General features: G+C 33.9%; 27 protein-coding genes. 26 read left to right on the top strand and 1 reads right to left on the bottom strand.

Annotation, left to right across the window (positions count from 1 at the left end):
• Nucleotides 1-122 precede the first annotated feature (122 nt).
• From N7277_RS06020 to N7277_RS06010, 3 genes are read left to right on the top strand one after another with little or no spacing between them, the layout of a single operon-like run.
• Nucleotides 123-707, top strand: coding sequence for a phage tail protein (locus N7277_RS06020; RefSeq protein ID WP_274780776.1), 585 nt, complete (start codon nucleotides 123-125; stop codon nucleotides 705-707).
• A 12-nt stretch (nucleotides 708-719) separates the two neighbouring features.
• Nucleotides 720-1,388, top strand: a complete 669-nt coding sequence (locus N7277_RS06015) for a T9SS type A sorting domain-containing protein (protein ID WP_274780775.1) — start codon at nucleotides 720-722, stop codon at nucleotides 1,386-1,388.
• Nucleotides 1,389-1,440: 52 nt separating this feature from the next.
• Nucleotides 1,441-2,046: an IMPACT family protein gene (locus N7277_RS06010; RefSeq protein ID WP_274780774.1), complete on the top strand. Its 606-nt coding sequence runs from the start codon at nucleotides 1,441-1,443 to the stop codon at nucleotides 2,044-2,046.
• A gap of 2 nt (nucleotides 2,047-2,048) precedes the next feature.
• On the opposite strand, the gene N7277_RS06005 is transcribed toward N7277_RS06010, so the two are convergent.
• Nucleotides 2,049-2,759, bottom strand: coding sequence for a zinc metallopeptidase (locus tag N7277_RS06005; RefSeq protein ID WP_274780773.1), 711 nt, complete (start codon nucleotides 2,757-2,759; stop codon nucleotides 2,049-2,051).
• Between the two features lie 110 nt (nucleotides 2,760-2,869).
• Between N7277_RS06005 and N7277_RS06000 the strand changes: the two genes are divergently transcribed.
• From N7277_RS06000 to N7277_RS05890, 23 genes are all read left to right on the top strand, one after another.
• Complete coding sequence (locus N7277_RS06000) at nucleotides 2,870-3,994, top strand: GNAT family N-acetyltransferase (protein ID WP_274780772.1); 1,125 nt, start codon at nucleotides 2,870-2,872, stop codon at nucleotides 3,992-3,994.
• A gap of 10 nt (nucleotides 3,995-4,004) precedes the next feature.
• Nucleotides 4,005-4,184: a hypothetical protein gene (locus N7277_RS05995; RefSeq protein WP_069797182.1), complete on the top strand. Its 180-nt coding sequence runs from the start codon at nucleotides 4,005-4,007 to the stop codon at nucleotides 4,182-4,184.
• A gap of 117 nt (nucleotides 4,185-4,301) precedes the next feature.
• On the top strand, nucleotides 4,302-4,673 hold the full coding sequence (locus N7277_RS05990; RefSeq protein WP_274780771.1) for an NADH-quinone oxidoreductase subunit A: 372 nt from the start codon (nucleotides 4,302-4,304) through the stop codon (nucleotides 4,671-4,673).
• A 69-nt stretch (nucleotides 4,674-4,742) separates the two neighbouring features.
• Nucleotides 4,743-5,300, top strand: a complete 558-nt coding sequence (locus N7277_RS05985; RefSeq protein ID WP_069797184.1) for an NADH-quinone oxidoreductase subunit B — start codon at nucleotides 4,743-4,745, stop codon at nucleotides 5,298-5,300.
• A gap of 131 nt (nucleotides 5,301-5,431) precedes the next feature.
• The gene (locus tag N7277_RS05980; RefSeq protein ID WP_274780770.1) at nucleotides 5,432-5,926 is read left to right on the top strand and encodes an NADH-quinone oxidoreductase subunit C; all 495 of its coding nucleotides are present in this window, start codon (nucleotides 5,432-5,434) and stop codon (nucleotides 5,924-5,926) included.
• A gap of 22 nt (nucleotides 5,927-5,948) precedes the next feature.
• Entirely contained in the window at nucleotides 5,949-7,172 is a 1,224-nt protein-coding gene (locus tag N7277_RS05975) for an NADH-quinone oxidoreductase subunit D (protein WP_274780769.1), read from the top strand.
• A gap of 101 nt (nucleotides 7,173-7,273) precedes the next feature.
• The gene (locus N7277_RS05970; protein WP_274780768.1) at nucleotides 7,274-7,783 is read left to right on the top strand and encodes an NADH-quinone oxidoreductase subunit NuoE family protein; all 510 of its coding nucleotides are present in this window, start codon (nucleotides 7,274-7,276) and stop codon (nucleotides 7,781-7,783) included.
• A 12-nt stretch (nucleotides 7,784-7,795) separates the two neighbouring features.
• The gene (gene nuoF / locus N7277_RS05965; protein WP_274780767.1) at nucleotides 7,796-9,148 is read left to right on the top strand and encodes an NADH-quinone oxidoreductase subunit NuoF; all 1,353 of its coding nucleotides are present in this window, start codon (nucleotides 7,796-7,798) and stop codon (nucleotides 9,146-9,148) included.
• 45 nt (nucleotides 9,149-9,193) lie between these two features.
• Nucleotides 9,194-10,204: a 2Fe-2S iron-sulfur cluster-binding protein gene (locus N7277_RS05960; protein ID WP_274780766.1), complete on the top strand. Its 1,011-nt coding sequence runs from the start codon at nucleotides 9,194-9,196 to the stop codon at nucleotides 10,202-10,204.
• A 37-nt stretch (nucleotides 10,205-10,241) separates the two neighbouring features.
• Nucleotides 10,242-11,291 carry an NADH-quinone oxidoreductase subunit NuoH gene (gene nuoH, locus N7277_RS05955; RefSeq protein ID WP_274780765.1) on the top strand — a complete coding sequence of 350 codons (1,050 nt, stop codon included), beginning with the start codon at nucleotides 10,242-10,244 and terminating at the stop codon, nucleotides 11,289-11,291.
• 71 nt (nucleotides 11,292-11,362) lie between these two features.
• Nucleotides 11,363-11,917, top strand: a complete 555-nt coding sequence (locus N7277_RS05950; RefSeq protein WP_274780764.1) for a NuoI/complex I 23 kDa subunit family protein — start codon at nucleotides 11,363-11,365, stop codon at nucleotides 11,915-11,917.
• A complete protein-coding gene (locus N7277_RS05945) occupies nucleotides 11,918-12,412 on the top strand; it encodes an NADH-quinone oxidoreductase subunit J family protein (protein ID WP_274780763.1) in 495 nt (164 codons plus the stop codon).
• 4 nt (nucleotides 12,413-12,416) lie between these two features.
• Nucleotides 12,417-12,743, top strand: a complete 327-nt coding sequence (nuoK, locus tag N7277_RS05940; RefSeq protein WP_274780762.1) for an NADH-quinone oxidoreductase subunit NuoK — start codon at nucleotides 12,417-12,419, stop codon at nucleotides 12,741-12,743.
• A 5-nt stretch (nucleotides 12,744-12,748) separates the two neighbouring features.
• Nucleotides 12,749-14,641, top strand: coding sequence for an NADH-quinone oxidoreductase subunit L (gene nuoL / locus N7277_RS05935; protein ID WP_274780761.1), 1,893 nt, complete (start codon nucleotides 12,749-12,751; stop codon nucleotides 14,639-14,641).
• A 3-nt stretch (nucleotides 14,642-14,644) separates the two neighbouring features.
• Nucleotides 14,645-16,129: a complex I subunit 4 family protein gene (locus N7277_RS05930; protein ID WP_274780760.1), complete on the top strand. Its 1,485-nt coding sequence runs from the start codon at nucleotides 14,645-14,647 to the stop codon at nucleotides 16,127-16,129.
• A 73-nt stretch (nucleotides 16,130-16,202) separates the two neighbouring features.
• The gene (locus N7277_RS05925; protein ID WP_274780759.1) at nucleotides 16,203-17,582 is read left to right on the top strand and encodes an NADH-quinone oxidoreductase subunit N; all 1,380 of its coding nucleotides are present in this window, start codon (nucleotides 16,203-16,205) and stop codon (nucleotides 17,580-17,582) included.
• A 127-nt stretch (nucleotides 17,583-17,709) separates the two neighbouring features.
• Nucleotides 17,710-18,807, top strand: a complete 1,098-nt coding sequence (locus N7277_RS05920) for an MBL fold metallo-hydrolase (RefSeq protein ID WP_274780758.1) — start codon at nucleotides 17,710-17,712, stop codon at nucleotides 18,805-18,807.
• A gap of 141 nt (nucleotides 18,808-18,948) precedes the next feature.
• Nucleotides 18,949-19,578, top strand: coding sequence for a TetR/AcrR family transcriptional regulator (locus N7277_RS05915; protein ID WP_274780757.1), 630 nt, complete (start codon nucleotides 18,949-18,951; stop codon nucleotides 19,576-19,578).
• 4 nt (nucleotides 19,579-19,582) lie between these two features.
• Nucleotides 19,583-20,833 (top strand): TolC family protein, encoded by a 1,251-nt coding sequence (locus N7277_RS05910; protein ID WP_274780756.1) that lies wholly within the window; start codon nucleotides 19,583-19,585, stop codon nucleotides 20,831-20,833.
• 21 nt (nucleotides 20,834-20,854) lie between these two features.
• Entirely contained in the window at nucleotides 20,855-21,832 is a 978-nt protein-coding gene (locus N7277_RS05905; protein ID WP_274780755.1) for an HlyD family secretion protein, read from the top strand.
• Nucleotides 21,833-21,834: 2 nt separating this feature from the next.
• Nucleotides 21,835-22,758, top strand: coding sequence for an ABC transporter ATP-binding protein (locus N7277_RS05900; protein ID WP_274780754.1), 924 nt, complete (start codon nucleotides 21,835-21,837; stop codon nucleotides 22,756-22,758).
• Entirely contained in the window at nucleotides 22,751-23,497 is a 747-nt protein-coding gene (locus tag N7277_RS05895) for an ABC transporter ATP-binding protein (RefSeq protein ID WP_274780753.1), read from the top strand. Before N7277_RS05900 ends, N7277_RS05895 begins: the two co-directional genes overlap by 8 nt.
• 1 nt (nucleotide 23,498) lies before the next feature.
• Nucleotides 23,499-24,605, top strand: a complete 1,107-nt coding sequence (locus tag N7277_RS05890) for an ABC transporter permease (RefSeq protein ID WP_274780752.1) — start codon at nucleotides 23,499-23,501, stop codon at nucleotides 24,603-24,605.
• The last annotated feature ends 7 nt before the right edge of the window (nucleotides 24,606-24,612 follow it).

Here is a 24,612-nt window from a genome sequence, read left to right as displayed (position 1 = left end):
CATTTATTATTATAAATAGAATAAAAACAAAAAAATATAATTACAAAATATTAACATTATTTTTCATAAACATAACTATAATTAAGTTAAATTTGTGTAGTAACCAAAAAACTTTTTTACACATGAAAAAAATTCTATTATTTTTTGTAATTGTATTTTTCAGCAGTACAACTACTGTGAAAGCACAGATTGATCCTTACATTGGACAAATTGCAATTTTCCCATACAACTTCGAACCAAAAGGTTGGGCTTTATGCGATGGAAGATTATTATCTATTGCACAAAACACAGCTTTATTCTCTCTTTTAGGAACAACTTATGGTGGCGACGGAATAAATACTTTTGCTTTGCCAGATTTAAGAGGAAGAGTAATTGTAGGTATTGGAAATGGACCTGGATTAACTCCTAAGAATCTAGGTGAAATGGCTGGTACAGAGACCAATACTTTATTGGTTACTAATCTACCTCCTCACAATCATTCTATTAAAGCGGTTAATTCTGAAGGAAATCAAAATTCACCAACCAACAATCTTCCAGCAGACACTAAAACATTAGATAAAGAATATTCTAGTGCTACCGCAAACACTACAATGAACCCAACAATGGTAGTAAACACAGGAAATGGCACTCCTATAAACAACATGCAACCTTATCTGTCAATAGGTTATTATATTGCTTTACAAGGTGTTTATCCATCTAGAAATTAAAAAAAAGAAAGCATGAAAAAACTATTAATCTTTCTTTTATTTACATCTTTGGCTTATTCACAAACGATTACATTTTCGGGATGTGTTAATTTATTTGACAATCAAACTTTTGTTTTCACGAAAACAAGCACTGATGTTAACGGGCGAAACGTTTACCAAACCACTCCAATTGATGGTGCACAAGATTGTAGCGGTGTAGGAACTTGCGAATTCCAAATTTCTTGGAATAACACTAATAACAGATGGGAATTTTTAGCGGATAGAGGAAATGGAGATTTTTCTAGTCCATTTCTCATTTATCATAACTCTTCTGCTTCTATACCTAATCCACCAAATTTAACATTAGGAGTTTGGACAGAAAACACCGATATTACTGGAGGTGTTTGTGGAGGGAATCTTACTTCAGGTAACGGAACACTAACCGGAGCAGTACAAAGCACCAATCTGAGCACAGAAGAATTATCAAAAAATAAACTTTTACTAACTTCTAATCCGGTAAAAAATTCTCTTGATATTCTTTCCCCTCTTAATCAAGATGCTGAGTTATTTGATTATCAAGGAAAATTAATTAAAAAGTTTAACCTTAAAAAAGGACAAAACAACTTTGATGTTTCTAACCTTAATACTGGAATTTATTTACTAAAAACCAACTCAGAAACATTAAAATTGATTAAAAACTAAAATTAAATTTTATAAAACAAAAAACATCTCATACTTTTGAGGTGTTTTTTTTATGCAATACAATTACACCACCATAAAATCTGAAGTACGAGATATTTTGCTCAAAGAAAAAGGGAGCAAATTTATCGGTTTTGCATTTCCTGTGAATAATGAAAAGGAACTCAAAACTGCTTTAGAAGGGTTAAAAGAAGAACATCCTAAAGCTACTCATCATTGCTATGCTTTCAGAATAGGAATTAATGGTGAAAATTACCGCGCAAATGATGACGGCGAACCTTCAGGAAGTGCTGGTCTACCTATTTACAATCAACTTCTCGCTCACAATCTTACCAATATTTTAGTAGTCATTGTTCGTTATTATGGCGGAACCAAATTAGGAGTTTCAGGTTTGGTAAAAACGTATAAAGAAAGTACCAAATATACTTTGGAACACGCCGAAATCATCACCAAAGAATTAGAAACCGAACTCGAAATTCATTTTAAATTCTCTCAACAAAACATCATTTTTTCTCTTCTCAACAAATTTGATGCGAAAGTCTTGAATTTTGATGCGCAAGAAGACTGTACAATTACCGCAAGGCTCAATTTGTCAGAAAAAGAAAAAATCTCGGAACTTTTGTCCGAGATTCAATATGTAAATTTTAAATTTTTAGAATAAGATTACTCTCTTCTTCCTCCGAAAAGCATTGATGCCCAATAAAGCAATTGCGCTAATGAACCAAGTGCTGCCACAACATAAGTTCTAGCTGCCCATTTTAGAGAATCTTCTGCTGCAGAATGTTCTTCTCTGCCTAATGTTCCAGAATTTTCTAACCAAACTAGCGCTCTTTTACTCGCATCATACTCTACTGGTAAAGTGATGAATGCAAAAAGTGTAGTCACCGCAAAGAGTAAAACACCAATCGCCAAAACCGTAGTATTTCCTTGTGGATTCTGTATGCTTCTAGAGGCCACCATTACAGAAATACCCGCAATAATTACAAACTGAGAAAGCGTAGAACTAATATTTACTAGCGGAACCAGTTTAGAACGAAGCTGCAACATAGAATAACCTACTGCGTGCTGTACGGCGTGACCACATTCGTGAGCCGCAACCGCTGCTGCAGCTGCATTTCTCTGCATGTAAACTCCTTCCGATAGATTTACTGTTTTATTTACTGGATTATAATGGTCAGTTAATTGCCCTGGAACCGAAATCACTTGCACATCATGAATACCATTATCGCGAAGCATTTTTTCGGCAATTTCTTTCCCAGACATTCCATTTCTGAGATGAAGTTTAGAATAATGTTGGAATTTCGACTTCAATCTTGCCGAAACCAACCAACTCACAAGCATTAACGCTCCTAAAATTAAATAATAACCTGTCATATTTTTATTTTCTTTTTTATTTTTATTTATCCTTTTTGAAGTAAAAACTATGCCAAACTTGGGCATTGTCATCTTTTACGCTATCTTTGTTATTCTAATTTTTTATCAACATGTCTGAAGTAAAAATCATTCAAGTTACTACCGAAAAACAATTATCAGATTTTATCAAATTCCCGATGAATCTGTACAAAAATAATCAAAATTACGTACCATCTTTAATCAAAGATGAGAAAAGCATTTGGAATAAAGAAGAAAATCCCGCTCTTGCCTATTCAGAAGCCAAGCAATTTTTGGCTTATAAAAATAATGAAATCGTAGGAAGAATTGCAGTGATGATTAACCACAAAGAAGCACAAGAACTCGGCATAGAAAAGGTAAGATTCGGGTGGTTAGATTTTATAGATGATGAAGGTGTTTCTAAAGCACTTATTGACACTGCTATAGCTTATGCTAAAGAAAAAAACATCAAAAAAATAGAAGGACCAATGGGTTTTACCAATTTAGACAAAGCCGGAATGCTCACTTTTGGGTTTGACAGATTGGCGACAATGATTGGGATTTACAATTTCAGTTATTACCCAAAACATTTAGAAAAATTGGGATTGGTGAAAGAAAAAGAATGGGTAGAATTCGAAATTATGTTTCCTGACGTTTTACCAGATAAAGTTGAAAAATTCAGCCAACTTATTGCAGAAAAATATCAACTAAAAACCATAAAATTCAATTCTAAAGAAGAAATTCTTCCTTTGGTAGAACCAATGTTTAAGTTACTAGACGAAACATACAAAAATCTTTCGACTTACACTCCTATTACCGATGAGCAAATCCTAAATTATAAAGAAAAATATTTCGGTTTTATAGACAAAGATTACATTATCTGCATTACTGATAAGGATGACAAGTTGATTTCTTTTGCGATTACCATGCCTTCATATTCCAGAGCTTTACAAAAAGCCAATGGTAGTTTATTACCATTCGGATGGTACCATCTGCTAAATGCTGGAAGAAAAAACGAGAGAGCTAACTTTTATTTAATCGGAATTCATCCAGAATACCAAAGAAGAGGAGTTACCGCTATTATTTTCAAAGAAATCTGGAAAACTTTTAAGAAAAAAGGCGTGAAATTTTTAGAGACCAATCCAGAGTTAGAAGAGAACAAAAACATCCAGTTACTTTGGCAAGATTATAATCCTGTAAACCACAAGAGAAGAAGAACTTACGCTTTAGAATTTTAAAAATTTAGAAATGAAAACTCAACTTTATTATTACATTGGCATTATCATCATGTACGTGATGTACAATCAGTTCTTTCAGGTAAAAGATGAGAAAACAAACGCTATCATTAATATTTTGTTTGCTAGCTTTCTTTTTGGGTACATTGCATTCATTGCTTTTAAGGTTTTAAAAAATCTCAAAAATAAATAGTTATTTTTATTAATTCTAAATTACTAAAAACCGTTTTTTAAAGACAAAAGTCATCAAAAAAAATTCTCTTTTCTATTTATATTTCGTAAATTTGCGTGTTAGAAATACTTAATAGAGATGAATTTACCTGATAATTATATCCCTGTTCTTATTCAGGCGGCAGTAGGTTTAGGTTTTGTGTTGTTTACCTTATACGCATCACACAATTGGGGTCCTAAAAGACATACTTCTGGAGCTACTAAAGATGATACTTTCGAATGTGGAATTGAAGTAGATGGAAATGCCAGAACCCCGTTTTCTGTAAAATATTTTCTTACCGCAATTTTATTCGTTTTATTCGACATAGAAATTGTTTTTTTCTATCCTTACGCTGTAAATTTTAAAGAATTAGGATTTGAAGGATTTCTTGCTGTAACTACTTTTATAGCAATTTTCTTCATAGGATTTTTCTATGTACTAAAACGTGGAGCTTTAGATTGGAATAAGTAAATTTATACCGCTAAAGTGTTATGCACATTAGAGTAAGATTTTCAAAAAAAAACTTTAAAAAAATTAAAAATGTCAGATAATAAACCTGTAATCAATACTAATGCACCTGCGCCTCCAGGAATTGAAGGTGAAGGCTTTTTCGCAGGAAAATTAAGCGATATTATCGGTATGGCTCGTAAGTTTTCACTTTGGCCATTACCATTTGCTACTTCTTGTTGTGGTATCGAATTTATGGCAACTATGGCTCCTAACTATGATTTATCTAGATTCGGGGCAGAGAGAATGAGTTTCTCGCCAAGACAAGCAGATATCCTACTGGTTTGTGGTACTATTTCTAAAAAATTAGCTCCAGTTCTTAAACAAGTTTATACACAAATGGCAGAACCAAGATGGGTAGTTGCTGTAGGTGCTTGCGCAAGTAGCGGTGGTATTTTTGATACTTATTCTGTTTTACAAGGAATTGATAAAATTATTCCTGTAGATGTTTATGTACCAGGATGCCCACCAAGACCAGAACAAATTCTAGAAGGCTACATGCAAGTACAAGCTTTGGCAGAAAACGAAAGCTTAAGAAGAAGAGATTTACCAGAATACAAAGCTTTATTAGAAAGCTACGGAATTAAGTAATTTGAAAATGTAATGATTTGAAAATAAGTTTCAAATCTTGCGTTTATCAAAAATAAATTTGAAACAATAATAGAAACAAATTTTTGAAGGCGATGTAATTTACCTCGATTTCAAATTTTCAAATTAATAATATGACAAGCGAATTTGTTTTAGAAGCCATCAATAGAGAATTTCCAGAAGCAGTGATTTCTTCGTCTGAACCTTATGGATTTCTTACTGTAGAAGTAAAAAAAGAAGAGCTTAAAAAAGTGATTCATCATCTTAAAGAGTCTTCCCTTAATTTTATGTTCCTTACAGATATTTGTGGTATTCATTATCCAGACAATAAGGAGAAAGAACTTGGGGTAATCTATCACCTTCATAATTTACAAGAAAATTTTAGAATAAGAATCAAAAGCTTTTTCCCAAAAGATAACGCCGAGGTAGATTCTATTACAGACTTGTATTCAGGAGCCAATTGGATGGAAAGAGAAACATATGATTTCTACGGAATTACGTTTAAAGGTCACCCAGATTTAAGAGTTATTCTAAACATGGAAGAGCTAGGTTATCACCCTCTTCTAAAAGAGTATGCGCTAGAAGATGGATCAAGAACTGACAAAGACGACTCTATGTTCGGTAGATAAAAATTCTGAAATCTAAATTATTATGAAAGACAATCAATTATCAAATATACTTAACCAGTATGATGCTCAAGAGCAAGTAGATGGTCAACTATATACACTGAACCTCGGTCCTACCCACCCTGCTACACACGGTATTTTCCAAAATGTGTTAACCATGGATGGTGAGAGAATTCTTCATTCTGAACAAACCGTAGGTTATATCCACAGAGCTTTTGAAAAAATAGCTGAACGTAGAAATTTCACTCAAATCACTACACTTACAGACCGTTTAAATTATTGTTCTGCACCTATCAATAACATTGGTTGGCACATGACTGTAGAAAAACTTCTTGGTATAGAAATGCCAAAGAGAGTAGATTACATGCGTGTTATCATGATGGAGCTAGCTCGTATTGCAGACCACTTGGTTTGTAACTCTGTAATTGGTGTTGATACAGGAGCCTTAACAGGTTTCACCTATGTTTTCCAAGACAGAGAAAAGATTTACGATATGTACGAACAAGTTTGTGGCGCCAGAATGACTACAAACATGGGAAGAATTGGTGGTTTTGACAGAGATTTCACTCCTAAATTCCACGAATTATTAAAAGACTTCTTAAAAACATTCCCCGCAAGATTCCAAGAATTCAGCAACTTAATAGAGCGTAACAGAATCTTTATGGACAGAACCATTGGTGCGGGTGCTATTAGTGCTGAACGTGCATTAAACTACAGTTTTGCAGGTCCTAACTTAAGAGCTGCAGGTGTAGATTATGACGTAAGGGTGGCAAGTCCTTATTCATCTTATCAAGATTTTGATTTTATTATCCCAATTGGTACTGCAGGAGATACTTATGATAGATTCATGGTTCGTCAACAAGAAATTTGGGAAAGTTTAAAAATCATTAACCAAGCATATAATAATTTACCAGAAGGAGATTTCCATGCAGATGTACCAGAATTTTTCTTACCAGAAAAAGCAGAGGTTTACAGCAACATGGAAGCATTAATTTATCACTTCAAAATCGTAATGGGCGAAACTGATGTTCCTGCTGGTGAAGTTTACCATTCCGTAGAAGGTGGAAACGGTGAACTTGGTTTCTATTTAGTAAGTGATGGCGGTAGAAGCCCATACAGATTACACTTCAGAAGACCATGTTTCATTTACTACCAAGCATATCCAGAAATGATTAAAGGATCTGTAATTTCTGATGCAATCGTTACCATGAGTAGTATGAATGTAATTGCTGGAGAATTAGACGGATAAAAATGAGATGTCTAATATCAGAAACCATATATAAGACATCAATAATTATAAATTTAAAAATCTGACACTTGAAATACAGTGTCTGAAATCTAAATAAAATTATGAGCGAAACAATTGCTTTTAAACCAGAAACTTTAGAAAAAGTAAAACAAATCATTGCAAGATATCCAGAAGGAAAACAAAAATCTGCATTAATTCCTGTGCTTCACTTAGCACAAAAAGAATTTGGAGGTTGGTTAGACGTTCCTGTGATGGATTATGTAGCAAGTGTTTTAGAAATTACTCCAATAGAAGTGTATGAAGTAGCTACTTTCTACACCATGTTTAACATGCAGCCTGTAGGAAAATACGTTTTAGAAGTTTGCGTTACAGGGCCATGTATGCTAAGAGGAAGTGATGATATTGTAAATCACATTAAAGAAAGATTAGGCATTAAAGCAGGCGAAACTACTGCAGATGGTTTATTTACCCTAAAACCTGCAGAATGTCTTGGAGCTTGCGGTTATGCACCCATGATGCAACTTGGAAAATTCTATCACGAAAATTTAACTAAAGAAAAAGTAGACGAAATTCTTGACCTTTGTAGACAAGGACAAATCGCTATTGATTAATAAATAACAGTTATGAGTAAAAAACTTTTACTTAAAAACGCACACATAGAAGGTATCAGAAACTTTGATACTTACAGAGAACATGGTGGTTACCAGTCTGTAGAAAAAGCACTGAAAATGACTCCAGACCAAATTGTAGAAGAAGTAAAAACTTCTGGTCTTAGAGGGCGTGGTGGCGCTGGTTTCCCTACAGGTATGAAATGGAGTTTCCTAGCAAAACCAGAAGGTGTGCCTAGATATTTGGTTGTAAATGCAGACGAATCTGAACCTGGAACTTTTAAAGATAGATATTTGATGGAGCATATCCCTCATTTATTGATTGAAGGAATGATTATCGCATCTTATGCATTAGGTTCTAATACTTCTTACATCTACATCAGAGGAGAATATGCATGGATTCCAGATATTTTAGAACAAGCAATTGACGAAGCTAAAAAAGCAGGTTTCCTTGGTAAAAATATTTTAGGCAGTGGTTTCGATTTAGAAATCTATGTTCAGAGAGGAGCTGGTGCTTATATCTGTGGAGAAGAAACTGCACTTCTAGAATCACTAGAAGGAAAACGTGGAAATCCTAGATTAAAACCACCTTTCCCTGCGGTAAAAGGTCTTTGGCAATCTCCAACTGTGGTAAATAACGTAGAAACCATCGCTGCAGTAGTTCCAATAATTGATATTACAGGAGCAGAATACGCTAAAATTGGCTTAGGACGTTCTACAGGTACTAAATTAATTTCCGCTTGTGGAAACATCAATAAACCAGGAGTTTACGAAATAGACATGACCATCACCGTAGAAGAATTTATCTACTCTGATGAATATTGTGGCGGAATTCCGAATGGTAAAAAATTAAAAGCGTGTATTCCTGGAGGTTCTTCAGTTCCAATTGTTCCAGCAAATCTATTGCTTAAAACAGCTGCAGGTGAACCAAGATACATGAACTACGAATCTCTTTCTGATGGTGGTTTCGCTACAGGAACTATGATGGGTTCTGGTGGTTTCATTGTTTTAGATGAAGACCAATGTGTGGTAAAACACACCATGACCTTAGCACATTTCTACAACCACGAAAGTTGCGGACAATGTACACCATGTCGTGAAGGAACAGGATGGATGTATAAAATTCTGAAAAAAATAGAATCAGGGCAAGGCGAAATGAAAGATATCGACTTGCTATGGGATATTCAGAGAAAAATTGAAGGAAATACCATTTGCCCATTAGGAGATGCAGCAGCTTGGCCTGTAGCAGCAGCAATTTGTCATTTTAGAGATGAGTTCGAATGGCATATCAATAATCCAGAATGCTTAACCAGAAACTATGGAATTGCACATTATGCAGATCCACTTCCGGTAGTTGAAAAACAATAATATTAGACATTAATAAAGCTAAAGCTTAATTCATAATACATAGAAATGAGCGAAGAAATTAAAAAATTTAAAGTAACCATTGACGGGCAAACTACGGAAGTAGAGCCAGGAACTACCATTCTAAACGCAGCGCGCCAGATTGGTGGTAAATCTGTACCTCCGGCTATGTGTTATTACAGTAAATTAGAAAATAGTGGCGGTAGATGCAGAACTTGCCTAGTAGAAGTTTCTAAAGGTTCTGAAGCAGATCCTCGTCCTATGCCAAAATTAGTGGCAAGCTGTAGAACTACAGTAATGGACGGAATGGAAGTGAAAAATCTTACTTCTGAAAAAACGCAAGAAGCAAGAAAAGCCGTTACTGAATTCCTTTTATTAAATCACCCACTAGACTGCCCTATTTGTGACCAGGCTGGTGAATGTCACCTTCAAGATTTAGGTTACGAACATGGTCTTCAGCAAACCAGAACTGATTTCGAAAGAAATACTTTTGATGCTGATGATTTAGGTCCAAACATTAAGCTAAATATGAACAGATGTATCTTGTGTGCAAGATGCGTTTTGGTGGCAAATCAGTTAACTAACAAGAGAGAGCACGGTATTCTTTTCAGAGGTGAGCATGCAGAAATCTCTACATACTTAAATAAAGCTTTAGATAATGATTTTATTGGAAACGTGATAGACGTTTGTCCAGTAGGAGCATTAACAGATAGAACTGCAAGATTTGCAAGCAGAGTTTGGTTTACAAAACCAGTAGATGCTACTTGTACTTGTTCTAAATGTTCTGGTAAAGCAGTTCTATGGATGAAAGGAGACGAAATCGTAAGAGTAACTGCCAGAAAAGACCAATACGGAGAAGTAGAAGAATTTATCTGTAACGAATGTAGATTCGAGAAAAAAGATGTAAAACACTGGAACATAGAAGGACCTAGACACATCAGCAGACATTCTGTAATTTCTCTTAACCATTACCAAAAACCAGAAGAAATGGTGGTAAAAGCGTTAGAAAATGAAACCGCTAAAGAAATTAGCGCAGAAGACGAACAACATAACGCTTAATTAAAAAGAATAAAATAAAAATTCATAAATCAAAGAAATGGATTTAATACTTTTCAAAACAATACTTGTAGTATCACTTTTCGCCCTTTCTATGGCTGTAGCAGCCTACTCTACTTGGGCAGAGAGAAAAGTGGCTGCTATTATGCAAGACAGAATTGGTCCCAACAGAAGCTGGAAATTCGGTTTACTTCAACCATTAGCTGACGGTGGAAAATTCTTCTTCAAAGAAGACTTTATCCCAGAAAAAGCAGAAAAATTCTTATTTTTCTTCGGGCCTGGTTTAGTAATGTTTATTTCACTCATTACAGGAGCCGTAATTCCATGGGGAAAATCTCTTAATATTGGCGGACAATCTTTTGATTTACAAGTAGCCAATCTAGATGTAGGTGTTCTCTACTTAATGGGAATGGTTTCTATCGGTGTTTACGGAATTATGATTGGAGGCTGGGCTTCTAACAATAAATATTCATTAATCGGAGCAATTAGAGCTTCATCTCAAATGATTTCTTACGAATTAGCAATGGGGCTATCTCTATTAGCTATCATCATGATGAACAGTTCTCTAGACCTTAAGGTAATTGCAGAATCTCAAAGTGGATGGTATGGTATGAAATGGAATATCTTCTTCCAACCATTAGCATTTATCATCTTCTTTGTAGCAGCATTAGCAGAAACCAATAGAGCTCCGTTTGATTTACCAGAATGTGAAACAGAATTAGTAGGAGGTTTCCATACAGAATACTCTGCAATGAAACTAGGACTTTTCTTATTCGGCGAATATGTAAACTTATTTATTTCTTCAGCATTAATCACTACCCTTTTCTTAGGAAGTTACAATTTCCCAGGATTAGCATGGATTGGTGAAAACTGGGGAGAAAACGCTGCTGGAATTGCGAGTATTTTAGCATTCTTGGTTAAGACCATTGCTGTAATCATTACATTTATGTGGATTAGATGGACTTTACCTAGATTTAGATATGACCAATTAATGCACCTAGGTTGGAAATCATTAATTCCGCTTGCATTAGTAAACTTGTTGGTAACTGGAGCTGTAGTTCTTTTGAACCAACATTATCAATGGATTTAAATTATAAGTGATAAATGATAATTGGTGTAGATTAAAATAAATCTAACATCTAAAATCTGAAATCTAACAATATGAAATTAACCAATAGATCAAAGGTAGCTTCTAACAAAAAGATGACTTTTGCAGAGAAAATTTATCTCCCTGCAATTTTCAAAGGAATGGGAATTACCGGAAAACATGCGATAATGACTCTTACTGGGAAATTACCTACGGTAAGCTATCCTGAAGAGCAAAGAGAATTTTCTAAAATTTATCGTGGATTACACGTTCTAAAGCGTGATGATGAAGGCAGAGAAAGATGTACTGCTTGTGGATTATGTGCGGTAGCTTGTCCGGCTGAAGCCATTACCATGACTGCAGGAGAACGTACCAAAGAGCAAAAACATCTTTACAGAGAAGAAAAATATGCCGAAGTATATGAAATCAATATGCTAAGATGTATCTTCTGTGGATTATGCGAAGAAGCTTGTCCTAAATCTGCAATTTATCTTACCGATAGAATTGTAAAACCAGAACAAAACAGAGGCTCTTTTATCTACGGCAAAGATCTTTTGGTAGAAAGCATGGAAAACAGAATAGATATTTCTGACAGACAAACAGAATCACAAAAAAAAGCTCTTAAATAAATGGAACAGTTCTTATTCTTTTTTATCGCTTTAGTAGCGGTTGCAAGTGCTGTTTACTTTGTATTTGCAAGAAATCCTTTGTACGCCATTTTATCACTAGTTGTAACTTTCTTTAGCATTGCTGCATTATATGTTTTATTAAATGCGCAGTTCTTAGGAATTGTACAAATTATCGTGTACACAGGAGCCATCATGGTGTTATTCCTTTATGTATTAATGATGCTTAATCTTAATTCTAAAGACGAAAGCAAAAAACAAAACCTTACGAAATTTATCGGTATTTTTTCTGCCGGAATCCTTTTCGTAGGAATGTTAGGAGCTTATAAAGGCCTTTCTCAATCGAATGTTGTTGATAATATTGATAGCAGCATCGGTTTGACTAAAAACCTTGGAAAATTATTGTTTAACGAATATGTATTACCATTCGAACTCGCTTCTATACTGATTTTAGCAGGTATTGTAAGCGCAGTATTAATTGGTAAAAAAGATTTATAGAATTATGGAAGTCAATTCATTTTTACAAAACATACCGCTCAATTGGTACATTATTTTAAGTACTACATTGTTTTGTTTAGGAGTTTTAGGAGTTCTCGTTCGTAAAAATGCCATCATCATTTTAGGATGTGTAGAATTAATGCTTAATTCTGTAAATCTACTTTTGGCTGCATTTTCTGCTTATAAAGGAGATGGAAACGGACAAATTTTGGTATTCTTTATCATGGTAGTGGCCGCTGCAGAAGTTGCGGTAGGTCTAGCGATTATCACTATGATGTACAGAAATACCAGAAATGTAGATGTAAGTATTTTTAACAAATTAAAAGGATAATGCAGATGGAAAATTTAGTATACGCAATCGTTTTACTTCCTTTAATTGGATTTGTAATCAACGGATTATTCGGAAAGCGCTTACCAAAAGCTTTGGTTGGCGGATTAGCTACATTAGTAGTATTCGCTGCTTTTCTAATTTCTGTAAGTATTTTTATAGGTTTTCCTGCAGACGGAACACCAGTTATTGTAAAAGCATTTGAATGGTTCACCATCGGTGGAATTCAAGTAAATTTCGGGTTCCAAATAGACCAATTATCATTAATGATGATGATGATTGTTACAGGAATTGGTTCTTTGATTCACTTGTACTCTATTGGCTACATGAGCCATGACAAAGGTTTCTACAAGTTTTTCACTTATTTGAATTTATTTATTTTCTCCATGCTCCTTTTGGTAATGGGAAGCAATTACCTTATTCTTTTCATCGGTTGGGAAGGTGTAGGTCTTTGTTCTTACTTACTGATTGGTTTCTGGTACGAAAATACAGAATATGGTAAAGCTGCTAGAAAAGCTTTCATTATGAACAGAATTGGTGACCTTGGTTTATTGATTGGTATTTTCCTAATCGCTTCACAAACCAATGCACTAGATTATCTTTCTGTAGCACAAAACGCTTCAAAATTTGAATTTGACGGAGTGGTGATTATGTTTATCACACTTAGTTTATTCATTGGAGCTATGGGTAAATCTGCACAGATTCCTTTATTTACATGGCTACCAGATGCGATGGCTGGTCCTACCCCAGTTTCTGCGTTAATTCACGCGGCAACCATGGTTACAGCTGGTATTTATTTAGTTGTACGTTCTAATTTCTTATATCATCTTTCACCGAGCACTTTAGACTTTATTCTTGTAATAGGTCTTGCTACTTCATTAATTGCAGCATTCATCGGTTTAAGACAAAATGATATCAAAAAAGTGTTAGCATACTCTACTGTTTCTCAGTTAGGACTTATGTTTATAGCACTGGGTGTAGAAGCCTATACTTCTGCTATGTTCCACTTAATGACGCACGCTTTCTTCAAAGCATTGTTATTCTTAGGAGCTGGTTCGGTAATTCACGCGATGAGTGGAGAACAAGATATGAGATTTATGGGAGGTTTAAAATCTAAAATTCCTGTAACCTATTGGACTTTCTTAATCGGAACATTAGCCATTGCTGGAATTCCGCCATTGTCTGGTATGATTTCTAAAGACGAAATTTTAGTTGCACTTTGGGCAAAATCTCCAGTAATTTGGGGCTTAACATTGTTCAGTGCTGCATTAACTGGAATTTATATGTTTAGATTGTTATTCTTAACCTTCTTTGGAAATTTCAGAGGAACAGAAGAACAAAAACATCATTTACACGAAAGTCCTATCTCTATGACTTTACCATTAGTAGTATTAGCTGTATTATCAGTGGTAGGAGGTTTCATTAATTTACCTCATTTCATAGGTCATGGTGAATATCAAAATTTAGCACATTGGTTAGAACCACTTTACGTATATGGAGCGAAACATGCAGAAGTTCCATTTAATATTGAAATGATTCTTTTGGCGATTACATTAGTAATGGTAGCAGCGGTATTCTTCATTGTAAGAAATATTTATGTTACTAAAAACAAAATGGCTCAACCAGAAGAAAATTATAAAGGCTGGGAAAGACTATCAGCTAAAAAATTATTAATAGACGAGCTTTACAATGCTACGGTAGTGAAACCTGTAGAAGGTCTTGGAAAAGGCACCAGAATGTTTGATAAACTGATGGATAGATTCTTCAATTTTGTAGGTTTCGGAGCAGTAGAATCTGGAAGATCGTTTAAAAAATTCCAAAATGGTAATGTAGAAAATTATGTTCTCATTATGTCTTTGGCAATCGGTTTAATTTTAATTGTTAACTTTTTATTACAATAGCAAATGTTAGAAGCACTGTTACTTTTACCTTTAATTGGTTCAGGATTAGTTTTTGCGTTTAGAAACTCTAATAGCAAATATTTAGCAGTAGGAATTGCTTTCGTGCAGATGTTTTTAACATTCTACATGCTATCACAATTTAATAATGTACCTACGGTAGACTCTCAATTGCAATTTGAGATTATCAAACCGTGGTCATCATATATTAAAAGCACATTACACTTTGGTGTAGACGGAATGAGTATGCTTTTGTTATTATTAACAAACATCTTAGTTCCATTGATTATTCTTTCTTCTTTCAATGAAAACGAGAAATACAATAATAATTTCTATGCGTTAATCCTATTAATGCAGTTTGGTTTAGTAGGTGTTTTCACCGCTCTAGACGGATTATTGTTCTACGTTTTCTGGGAAGTAACTCTTATCCCAATTTGGTTCATCGCTGGACTTTGGGGAGACGAAGAAAAGAGAATTAAAGTTACCACCAAGTTTTTCGTATATACTTTTGTAGGTTCATTATTTATGTTCATTGGTTTGATTTATGTTTACAACCATTCTGCATCTTTTGAACTAACAGATTTATATAACGCTAACTTAAACGAAGTACAACAAGTAGTGGTTTTCTGGTTAATTTTCTTAGCTTTTGCTGTAAAATTACCGATTTTCCCACTTCACAATTGGCAACCAGACACTTACACCTTCTCTCCTACTCAAGGAACGATGTTGCTTTCTGGTATCATGCTTAAAATGGCTATTTATGGTGTTTTAAGATATTTATTACCAATTGCACCAACTGCTTTACTCGGAACTTCAGGGCAAGTAGTGATGATTCTTTCTATTCTAGGAGTGGTTTACGGAGCGCTTATCGCGATTGTACACCATGATATTAAGAAAATTATCGCTTTCTCATCGCTTTCTCACGTAGGATTAATGGTGGCAGGTATTTTTGCTTCTGCTATCCTTACGGCTCAAGGGAATTTCACTTTCGAAGGAGCCCAGGGAGCTTTAGTTCAAACTTTTGCACACGGTATTAACGTAGTAGGTTTATTCTACTGTGCTGATATTTTAATCAAACAATTTAAAACAAGAGACATCAGACAAATGGGAGGTTACGCTAAAGCAGCCCCTAAATTTGCTACGCTTTTCATGATTTTATTACTTGGTTCTATGGGAGTTCCATTAACGAATGGATTCATCGGCGAATTTATTTTATTAAAATCTATTTTTGATTATGACAAAGTGGTAGTCATTTTTGCAGGTCTTACTATTATTCTAGCAGCAGTTTATCTGCTCAGAATGTATGGAAAAGCCATGTTTGGAACCGGTGATGAAAGAGTGGTAAGTACCTTAAAAGACATTTCTAATGTAGAATTTGTAGTATTGGCAAGTTTAGCTGTAGTGGTAATCTTATTAGGAGTTTTCCCAAGCGGTGTTTTAGAAATGGTGAATAGTTCGTTGAAGTTTATCTACTCTTCTATTAAGGGTTAAAAAAATAATAAATTTTAGAATTTGTTTTTTGAGAATCTCAAATCTCAAATCTTAAATCTCAAATCTATAAATAATGAGTGTTTTAGTAGTTTTATTCCTTACGGCAGTATTAGCATTATTTTCTGGAGTTTATAATCAAGGAAAATTTGCAAGATATATCGGAATTTTGGGACTTTTGGTTGCACTTTGTGTAAGCTTCTCTCCTGAGTTAGCATTTTTTAATCAATACAAATCTATGTTTGATTTTAATGAAAATGCGGCTTTATTTACCAAAATTTCTTTAGTGGTTACATTGTTAATTTTCTTCTTGGGAGGTTTTGCATTTAACAATCACCGTAGTCACCAATCAGAATTATATTCGTTAATGTTATTTTCATTAATTGGAGCAGTAATTCTTTTCAGTTTTACAAATTTAGTAACGCTATTTTTAGGAATCGAAATCTTATCTATTCCGCTATATGTAATGGCTGGAAGTAACAAGACAGATTTACGCTCAAACGAAGCTTCAATTAAGTATTTCTTAATGGGAGCATTTGCTACAGGATTCCTTCTTTTTGGGATTGCACTAATTTATGGAAGCACTGGGAGTTTTGACGTTCATGTAATCAATACATTTAGCATAGCAAATCCTAAAGATTTAATGTTTGTAATGGGAATCATGTTAATGCTCGTAGCAATGGCATTTAAGGTTTCTCTAGCTCCTTTCCACATGTGGAGTCCAGATGTTTACCAAGGTGCTCCATCATTGATTACTTCATTCATGGCTTCTGTAGTAAAAATTGCTGCATTCTTTGCCTTCTTCAAGGTTATGAATCTTGCTTTTGCAGGAAGCATCAAAGAATGGATTAACATTCTAGGCGTTTTAGTAATCATCACGCTTTTATTAGCCAACGCAATGGGATTAGCACAGACCAATGCTAAGAGAATGCTTGCTTATTCTTCTATTTCACATGCAGGTTACTTAGGTTTAATTTTCTTTGGAGCAAACAGCTTATCTGTATATAATTTAGCATTTTATCTATTCGCATATTCACTATCTACAGTTGGAGTATTTATGACTTTAATTTGGGTAGAAAAACTGAAAAGAGAAACTTCGTTTGAAGCATTCAAAGGATTAGCAAAATCTGAACCTTTATTAGCTGTTGTAACTGCGGTTTCATTATTATCAATGGCAGGTATTCCATTAACAGCTGGGTTCGTAGCGAAATTTAACATTTTTGCACAAGCAATGAATGGAGCTGCTTTCTTAGTTTTAATTGCTGTAATTGGTTCTGCACTAAGTATCGCTTATTATTTAAAACTTATTATTTCAATGTTTTTTCATACAGAAACTTCATTCAAAAGTTCAGAAAAAGTAAGCATTACGTATAATATTACTGCGGTATTTATCATTGTAGCAATTCTTACGATTGGTATCTATCCAGACCTTTTCAAAATATTATTCGGACTTTAATTAGAAAGTCTATATCATAAAATAAACACAATTCAGAAATGGGTTGTGTTTTTGTTTTTATTTTATTAATATTAAAGTAAATCAAAAACTCAAACGTCTCAATAATTATATGAAATTATTAAAGAAAATGACAATAACATTTATAATACTTATTGCAGCAATTGCAATAGGAACTTATCTTTTTATGCAAGGAAAACAATTCGGAGAATTACCTTCTGGAAAAAGATTAGAAAGAATTCTAAAATCCCCTCATTACAAAAACGGAAAATTTCAAAACCTGAATCCTACTCCACAATTGGCAGAAGGAACTTCAATGACTCAAGTATTTTTCAATTTTTTCTTTTCTAAAGTTGAAAATGCAACTCCCAAAAAGAAATTCAATTTCACAAAAACAGATTTAAAAAACTTGAACCCAAACGAAAACATCTATGTTTGGATGGGACATTCATCGTATTTTATTCAAATTGATGGGAAAAAAATATTAGTTGATCCCGTTTTCAGCGGTAGCGTTTCTCCTTTAAAAATTACCAATAAAGCATTTGAAGGAACAGATATTTACACCTCAAATGATATTCCTGAATTAGACTATTTGGTGATTACGCATGATCATTGGGACCATTTAGACTACGAAACGGTTACTAAAATTCGTTCAAAAGTAAAGCAAGTCATCACAGGATTAGGAACTGGCACGCATTTAGAATCTTGGGATTATGAAACAACCAAAATTATAGAATTAGACTGGTTTGAAGGTTCTGACTTAGGTAACGGATTTAAAATTAATGCAGAACCAGCCAGACATTTTTCTGGTAGAGGATTCAAAAGAGACCAAGCAATTTGGGCAAGTTTTGTTTTGGAAACACCAAATTCTAAAATTTACATTGGTGGAGATTCTGGTTATGACACTCATTTCAAAAAAATTGGTGAAAAGTATAGAAAATTAGATTTAGCAATTCTAGAAACCGGACAATATAACAATGCCTGGAAATACATCCACATGCTTCCTGGTGAGCAATTACAAGCAATGAAAGATTTAAATGCCGACAGAATGATTGCAGTTCATAATTCTAAATTCAAATTGGCGCTTCACTCTTGGTATGAACCTATGGAAAAACTTCATGAGCTCAATACCGAAAAATTGAGAGTAATCACTCCAAAAATTGGTGAAAAAGTTTTTTGGCAAGATGATGAAAAAATTTATCCTAAGTGGTGGAAAGAATATAAATAAATGCAACGCAATTCAGCAATGAGTTGCGTTTTTCTTTGAAAAAATTGGCGCTCGCTTCGCTCGCGCACTAATTCAAAATAATTTTTAATCAAATGATTAAATAATTTGTTTAAATCAAATTTTTAATTGTACATTTGCTTCATGAAAAGTGAAAAACAGATGAATGAACAGGAGCAAACTACAGAAGAAAAAATTCTAGAAGCTGCTTCAGAAGTATTTACCGAAAAAGGATTTGCAGGAACCAGAACCAGAGATATTGCCGAAAAAGCAGGAATAAATCTGGCACTACTTAATTACTACTTCCGAAGTAAAGAAAAACTTTTTGAGCAAGTGATGAAGATAAAAGTAGTGCTGCTCTTCGGAAAAATTTTCCCTATTCTAAGCAACGAAAAAACATCATTAGAAGAAAAAATAGACTTAGCCTCCGAAAAATATTTCGAAATTTTATCGAAAAACCCTAACCTCCCTCTTTTTGTAATCAGTGAAATTCAGAAAAAAAACTCTAACATCACGAAGATTATTCCTGTAAATAAAATTTTTGATAACTCTATTATCATCAAACAAATCAAGGAAAAGAGACCAGAAATCAATCCATTGCATTATTTGGTAAACTTTTTGGCTATGAGCATTTTTCCTTTCATGGCAAAACCCGTTTTTAATGCTTTTGAACTCACCAATGAAGAAGAATACTACCAATTTATTGGTGAAAGAAGAAAACTCGTTCCTATGTGGATGAAACAACTTTTAGAAATAAAAACTGAAAATCTTTAAAACGATGGAAAAACTTAAATACATTTTCCTCCTATTCGTAGGGCTTGTCAATGCCCAAGAAACCATTACCCTTGAACAATGTTACCAATGGTCACGAGAAAATTATCCTTTAATCAAAAAACAAGAATTGATTAAAAAAGCAGAGCAATACACTACAGAAAACGCCCTAAAAGGCTGGCTTCCTCAAGTAAACATTACTGCGCAAGCTACTTACCAAAATGATGTTACTCAATTTCCCGTGAAATTGCCAAACGTGAATGTAGATCCTCTCAGCAAAGACCAATACAAAGTGTTTGCAGATGTTTCACAAACTATTTACGATGGTGGAAATATTAGAAATCAGAAAAATTTAGCCAAAATCCAGTCCGAAGTTCAAAACATACAAACTGAAGTGGAATTAGACAAACTGAAAGAGAGAATTAATCAACTCTATTTTGGGATTCTTCAAACCAATAAACAATGGACTCAACTGAAATTCACAAAAATTGACATCAAAGAAGGCATCAAAAAAGCAGAAGCACAATTGAAAAATGGGGTTATTTTTAGAAGTAATCTAGATGTTTTAAAAGCAGAATTGGTAAAAATTGAACAAAAAGAAATTGAACTTCAAGCCATAAAGCAAAATTTCATGCAAATGCTTTCTTACTTCATCAAAAAAAATATCGACGAAAACACTCAGCTTGAAACTCCTGAAAAAATTCTCTTAACGAAAAATAATAATCGCTCAGAACTAAAACTTTTTGATGCACAAAAACAACTTCTAGAAACGCAAAGAAAAATCATCAACACTAAAAACACTCCAAAACTAGGAGCTTTTTTCACAGGAGGATACGGAAAACCGGGTTTTAATATGCTGAAAAATGAGTTTGACCTCTTCTATATTGGTGGAATTAGACTTAATATCCCGATTTCTGGATTTTACACTCAGAAAAACGATTTGGCTTTGTTAGAAAATCAGTCACAAGAAATCGAAATCCAAAGAGAAAACTTCTTGTTTAATCAAAATTTTATTGAAATTCAACAAATAAATGACCTTGAAAAAATTCAAAATTTAATTGACAAAGACACTGAACTGATTGAACTAAGAAAAAACATCAAAACAGCAAGTCTTGCCCAATTAGAAAATGGCGTTATCAATACCAATGATTATCTGCGCGAAGTAACCGCCGAAGAACAAGCAATTCTCACAAAAATTACCCACGAAATTCAATATTTATTGACACAATATAATTTGAAAGCTCAATTGAATAATTAAGAATCCTGCAAAAATTTAAACATGAAAAAAACATTAATATTTTCAGCAATTGTTTTCACAATTTTCTCTTGTAAAAGAGCAGACCAAGATTATGATGCTTCCGGAACTTTCGAAGCAGATGAAATCATCGTTACGGCGGAAGCTACAGGAAAAATTCTTGAACTCAATCTCAATGAAGGAGATGCATTAACAGCCAATCAAAACTTAGGTCTTATTGACGGAAAAGGCGTAGAATTACAAAAAGAACAGGTTTTGGCTTCTATCAATGCCATCGAACAAAAAACCAATGATGCTGCACCTCAAATTGCAGTTCTACAATCTCAGTTGGCTACACAAAATTCTCAAATTACTGTGCTTCAAGAGCAATTAAACAATGCAGTGAGAGAAAGAAACAGAACCGCCAATCTTGTAAAATCAGATGCTGCAACGCGCAAGCAATTAGATGATTTAAACGGAAATGTTGTGGTAATTCAAAAACAAATAGCAACGGCAAAATCACAATCAGAAATTTTAAAACAACAGATTTCTTCTACTCTAGAGCAAGTGAAAATTCAAAACAGAGCTATTTTAAGTGAGAAAAATCCTACCGAGAAGAAAGTTTTGCAAATAGATGAACAGCTAAAACATAATGTTATTTCTTCGCCCATTAAAGGAATTGTACTTACAAAATACATGAATAAAGGCGAGTTTGCCACTATCGGAAAACCCATTTATAAAATAGCGAATTTAGATGAAATGACACTGAGAGCTTACATTACAGGAGACCAATTGGCAAAAGTAAAAGTTGGTCAAAATGTTAAAGTGCTCGTAGATGCAGGTGATGACAACACCAAAGAACTTACTGGAAAAATCTACTGGATTTCACAAAAATCTGAATTCACTCCCAAAACCATTCAAACCAAAGATGAAAGAGCCAATCTAGTATACGCTACCAAAATACATGTTAAAAATGATGGCTTCCTAAAAATTGGAATGTACGGAGAAGTTAGAATTAATTAACAATGATTAAAGTAGAAAACATATCAAAATCTTACGGCGAAAAAAAACAAAAAATTCTTGCGGTAGATAATATTTCCTTTTCGGTAGAAGATGGAGAAATTTTCGGATTGATTGGCCCAGATGGAAGTGGCAAAACCTCTATTTTCCGAATGCTAACTACTCTTCTACATCCAGATTCTGGTTCTGCAGAAATTGAAGGACTTGATGTGGTTAAAGACTACAAGAAAATCCGTCAGATTTTAGGGTATATGCCCGGAAAATTTTCTCTGTATCAAGATTTATCTGTAGAAGAAAATCTAGAATTTTTCGCAAGTGTTTTCAATACAAGCATACAAGAAAATTATGAATTAATAAAAGATATATATCAACAGATAGAACCATTTAAAGACCGAAAAGCAGGGAAACTTTCTGGCGGAATGAAACAAAAATTAGCTCTTTCTTGCGCTCTGATTCACAAACCAAAAGTACTATTTCTAGACGAACCCACTACTGGAGTAGATCCTGTTTCGAGAAAAGAATTTTGGGAGATGCTGAAACGCTTAAAACAACAAGGCATCACCATCGTGGTAGCAACACCTTACATGGATGAAGCCACACTCTGTGACAGAGTTGCTCTCATGCAAAACGGGAAAATTTTAAAAATTGACACTCCACAAAACATTTGCAATAGCTATCCTGAAGATTTATACGAAGTAAAAACCGAAAATATTCCTGCACTCATCAAAATTCTTAAAGAATACGAAACCACTAAAAATACATATGCCTTTGGCGAATTTGTACATGTGGTGATTAAAAAAGAAAAAGATTTTAAAAAGGAAACTCTTGAGAAATTTTTACAAGAAAAAAGATTTAACAAAATTGAAATCAATAAAATAGAAGCTACCATAGAAGATAGTTTTATTCTTTTACTCTCAAATCATGAATAAAGAAATCGCCATACAAGCTGAACAAATCACTAAAATCTTTGGAGATTTCACTGCGGTAGACCACATTTCCTTTGAAGTAAAAAAAGGAGAGATCTTCGGATTTCTAGGTGCAAATGGAGCTGGAAAAACCACTGCAATGCGTATGTTTTGTGGCCTCTCTATTCCTACTTCTGGTAAAGCGATGGTTGCTGGTTTTGATGTCTACAAAAACGCTGAACAAATCAAAAAAAACATAGGCTACATGAGTCAAAAGTTTTCTTTGTATGAGAATTTATCCATTTTAGAAAATTTGGAATTCTTCGGCGGAATCTATGGGTTAAGCATGAAGGAAATCAAACTAAAAAGCAAAGAACTTATTGAGAAATTAGGTTTAGAACAAGAAAAAAACAAGATGGTATCCGAACTTCCATTGGGTTGGAAACAAAAACTAGCATTTTCGGTCGCCATTTTTCATCAGCCAGAAATCGTTTTTCTAGACGAACCAACTGGTGGTGTAGACCCCATTACCAGAAGACAATTTTGGGACTTAATTTATGATGCTGCAGAACAAGGAATTACCATTTTTGTAACTACACACTATATGGACGAAGCCGAATATTGCAACCGAGTTTCCATCATGGTTGACGGAAAAATTGCGGCAATTGATTCTCCTGAAAATTTGAAAAAAAGTTTTCAAACAAAAACCATGGACGAAGTATTTTATCAATTAGCCAGAGGCGCAAAAAGAAGTGCTGATTAAAATGAAACAGTTATTCCCTTTTATCCGAAAAGAATTTTATCACGTTTTGCGAGACAGACGTGTTTTGCTCATGCTTTTTGCTTTGCCTATTGTACAAGTTTTACTATTTGGGTTTGCACTTTCTACGGAGATTAAAAACACCAAAGTTGCTATTTTTGACCAAGATAAAAGCATCATCTCAGCACAATTGGTTTCTAAAATTCATGAAAATCAATATTTTGATATTGAAAAAAATCTGACTTTTAACAAAGACTTTGAAAACGCTTTTAAAGACGGAAAAACAAAGCTACTCCTCGTCATTCCTTCTGATTTCTCAGAAAATTTAACCCAAGAAAAAAAAGCAAAATTGCAGATTTTAATTGACGGGACAGATGTAAACCTTGGAAATCAAATCGCGAATTATTTTCAAAATATTGTACTCGATTTCTATCAAAATCAACAAAAAGAAACAATGCAAACGTTTTCTGTTTCTCCAGAAATAAAAATGCTTTATAATCCTCAACTGAAAGGAGCACCTAATTTCGTTCCCGGAGTTATAGCACTCGTTTTATTGATTGTTTGCGTGATGATGACCGCAATTGCCATCGTAAAAGAAAAAGAAACAGGAACTATGGAAATTCTATTGGTTTCGCCTATCAAACCCCAATTTATTATTATTTCTAAGGCAATTCCTTACTTTATTTTAGCGATGGGAATTCTTGGAGTGATTCTACTTTTAAGTTATTTTTTACTGGATTTACCCATAAAAGGAAGCATTATTTTGCTATTTTTTGTGAGCACTATTTTCATCATCACCAATTTACTTATCGGGATTTTAATTTCTATCTTTTCAAAAACTCAACAACAAGCTATGCTCTTTTCGATGATGGGGACTATGCTTCCTACACTCATGCTAAGCGGATTTATGTTTCCTATAGAAAATATGCCCATTCCATTACAAGTGATGTCTAATATTATACCTGCAAAATGGTATTATATAATGATTAAAAATATTATGATCAAAGGAACAGGACTCGCCGTAATCTGGAAATCTCTTTTGATTTTAATCGGAATGATGATGGTTCTTTTCACGATTGCTGTGAAAAAATTTAAAATAAGGTTAGAATGATGATTCA

Source organism: Cloacibacterium sp. TD35, from assembly GCF_028864635.1.
In the GTDB taxonomy this organism is placed as follows: Bacteria; Bacteroidota; Bacteroidia; order Flavobacteriales; family Weeksellaceae; genus Cloacibacterium.
This window is presented reverse-complemented; position numbering and strand designations above follow the sequence as displayed.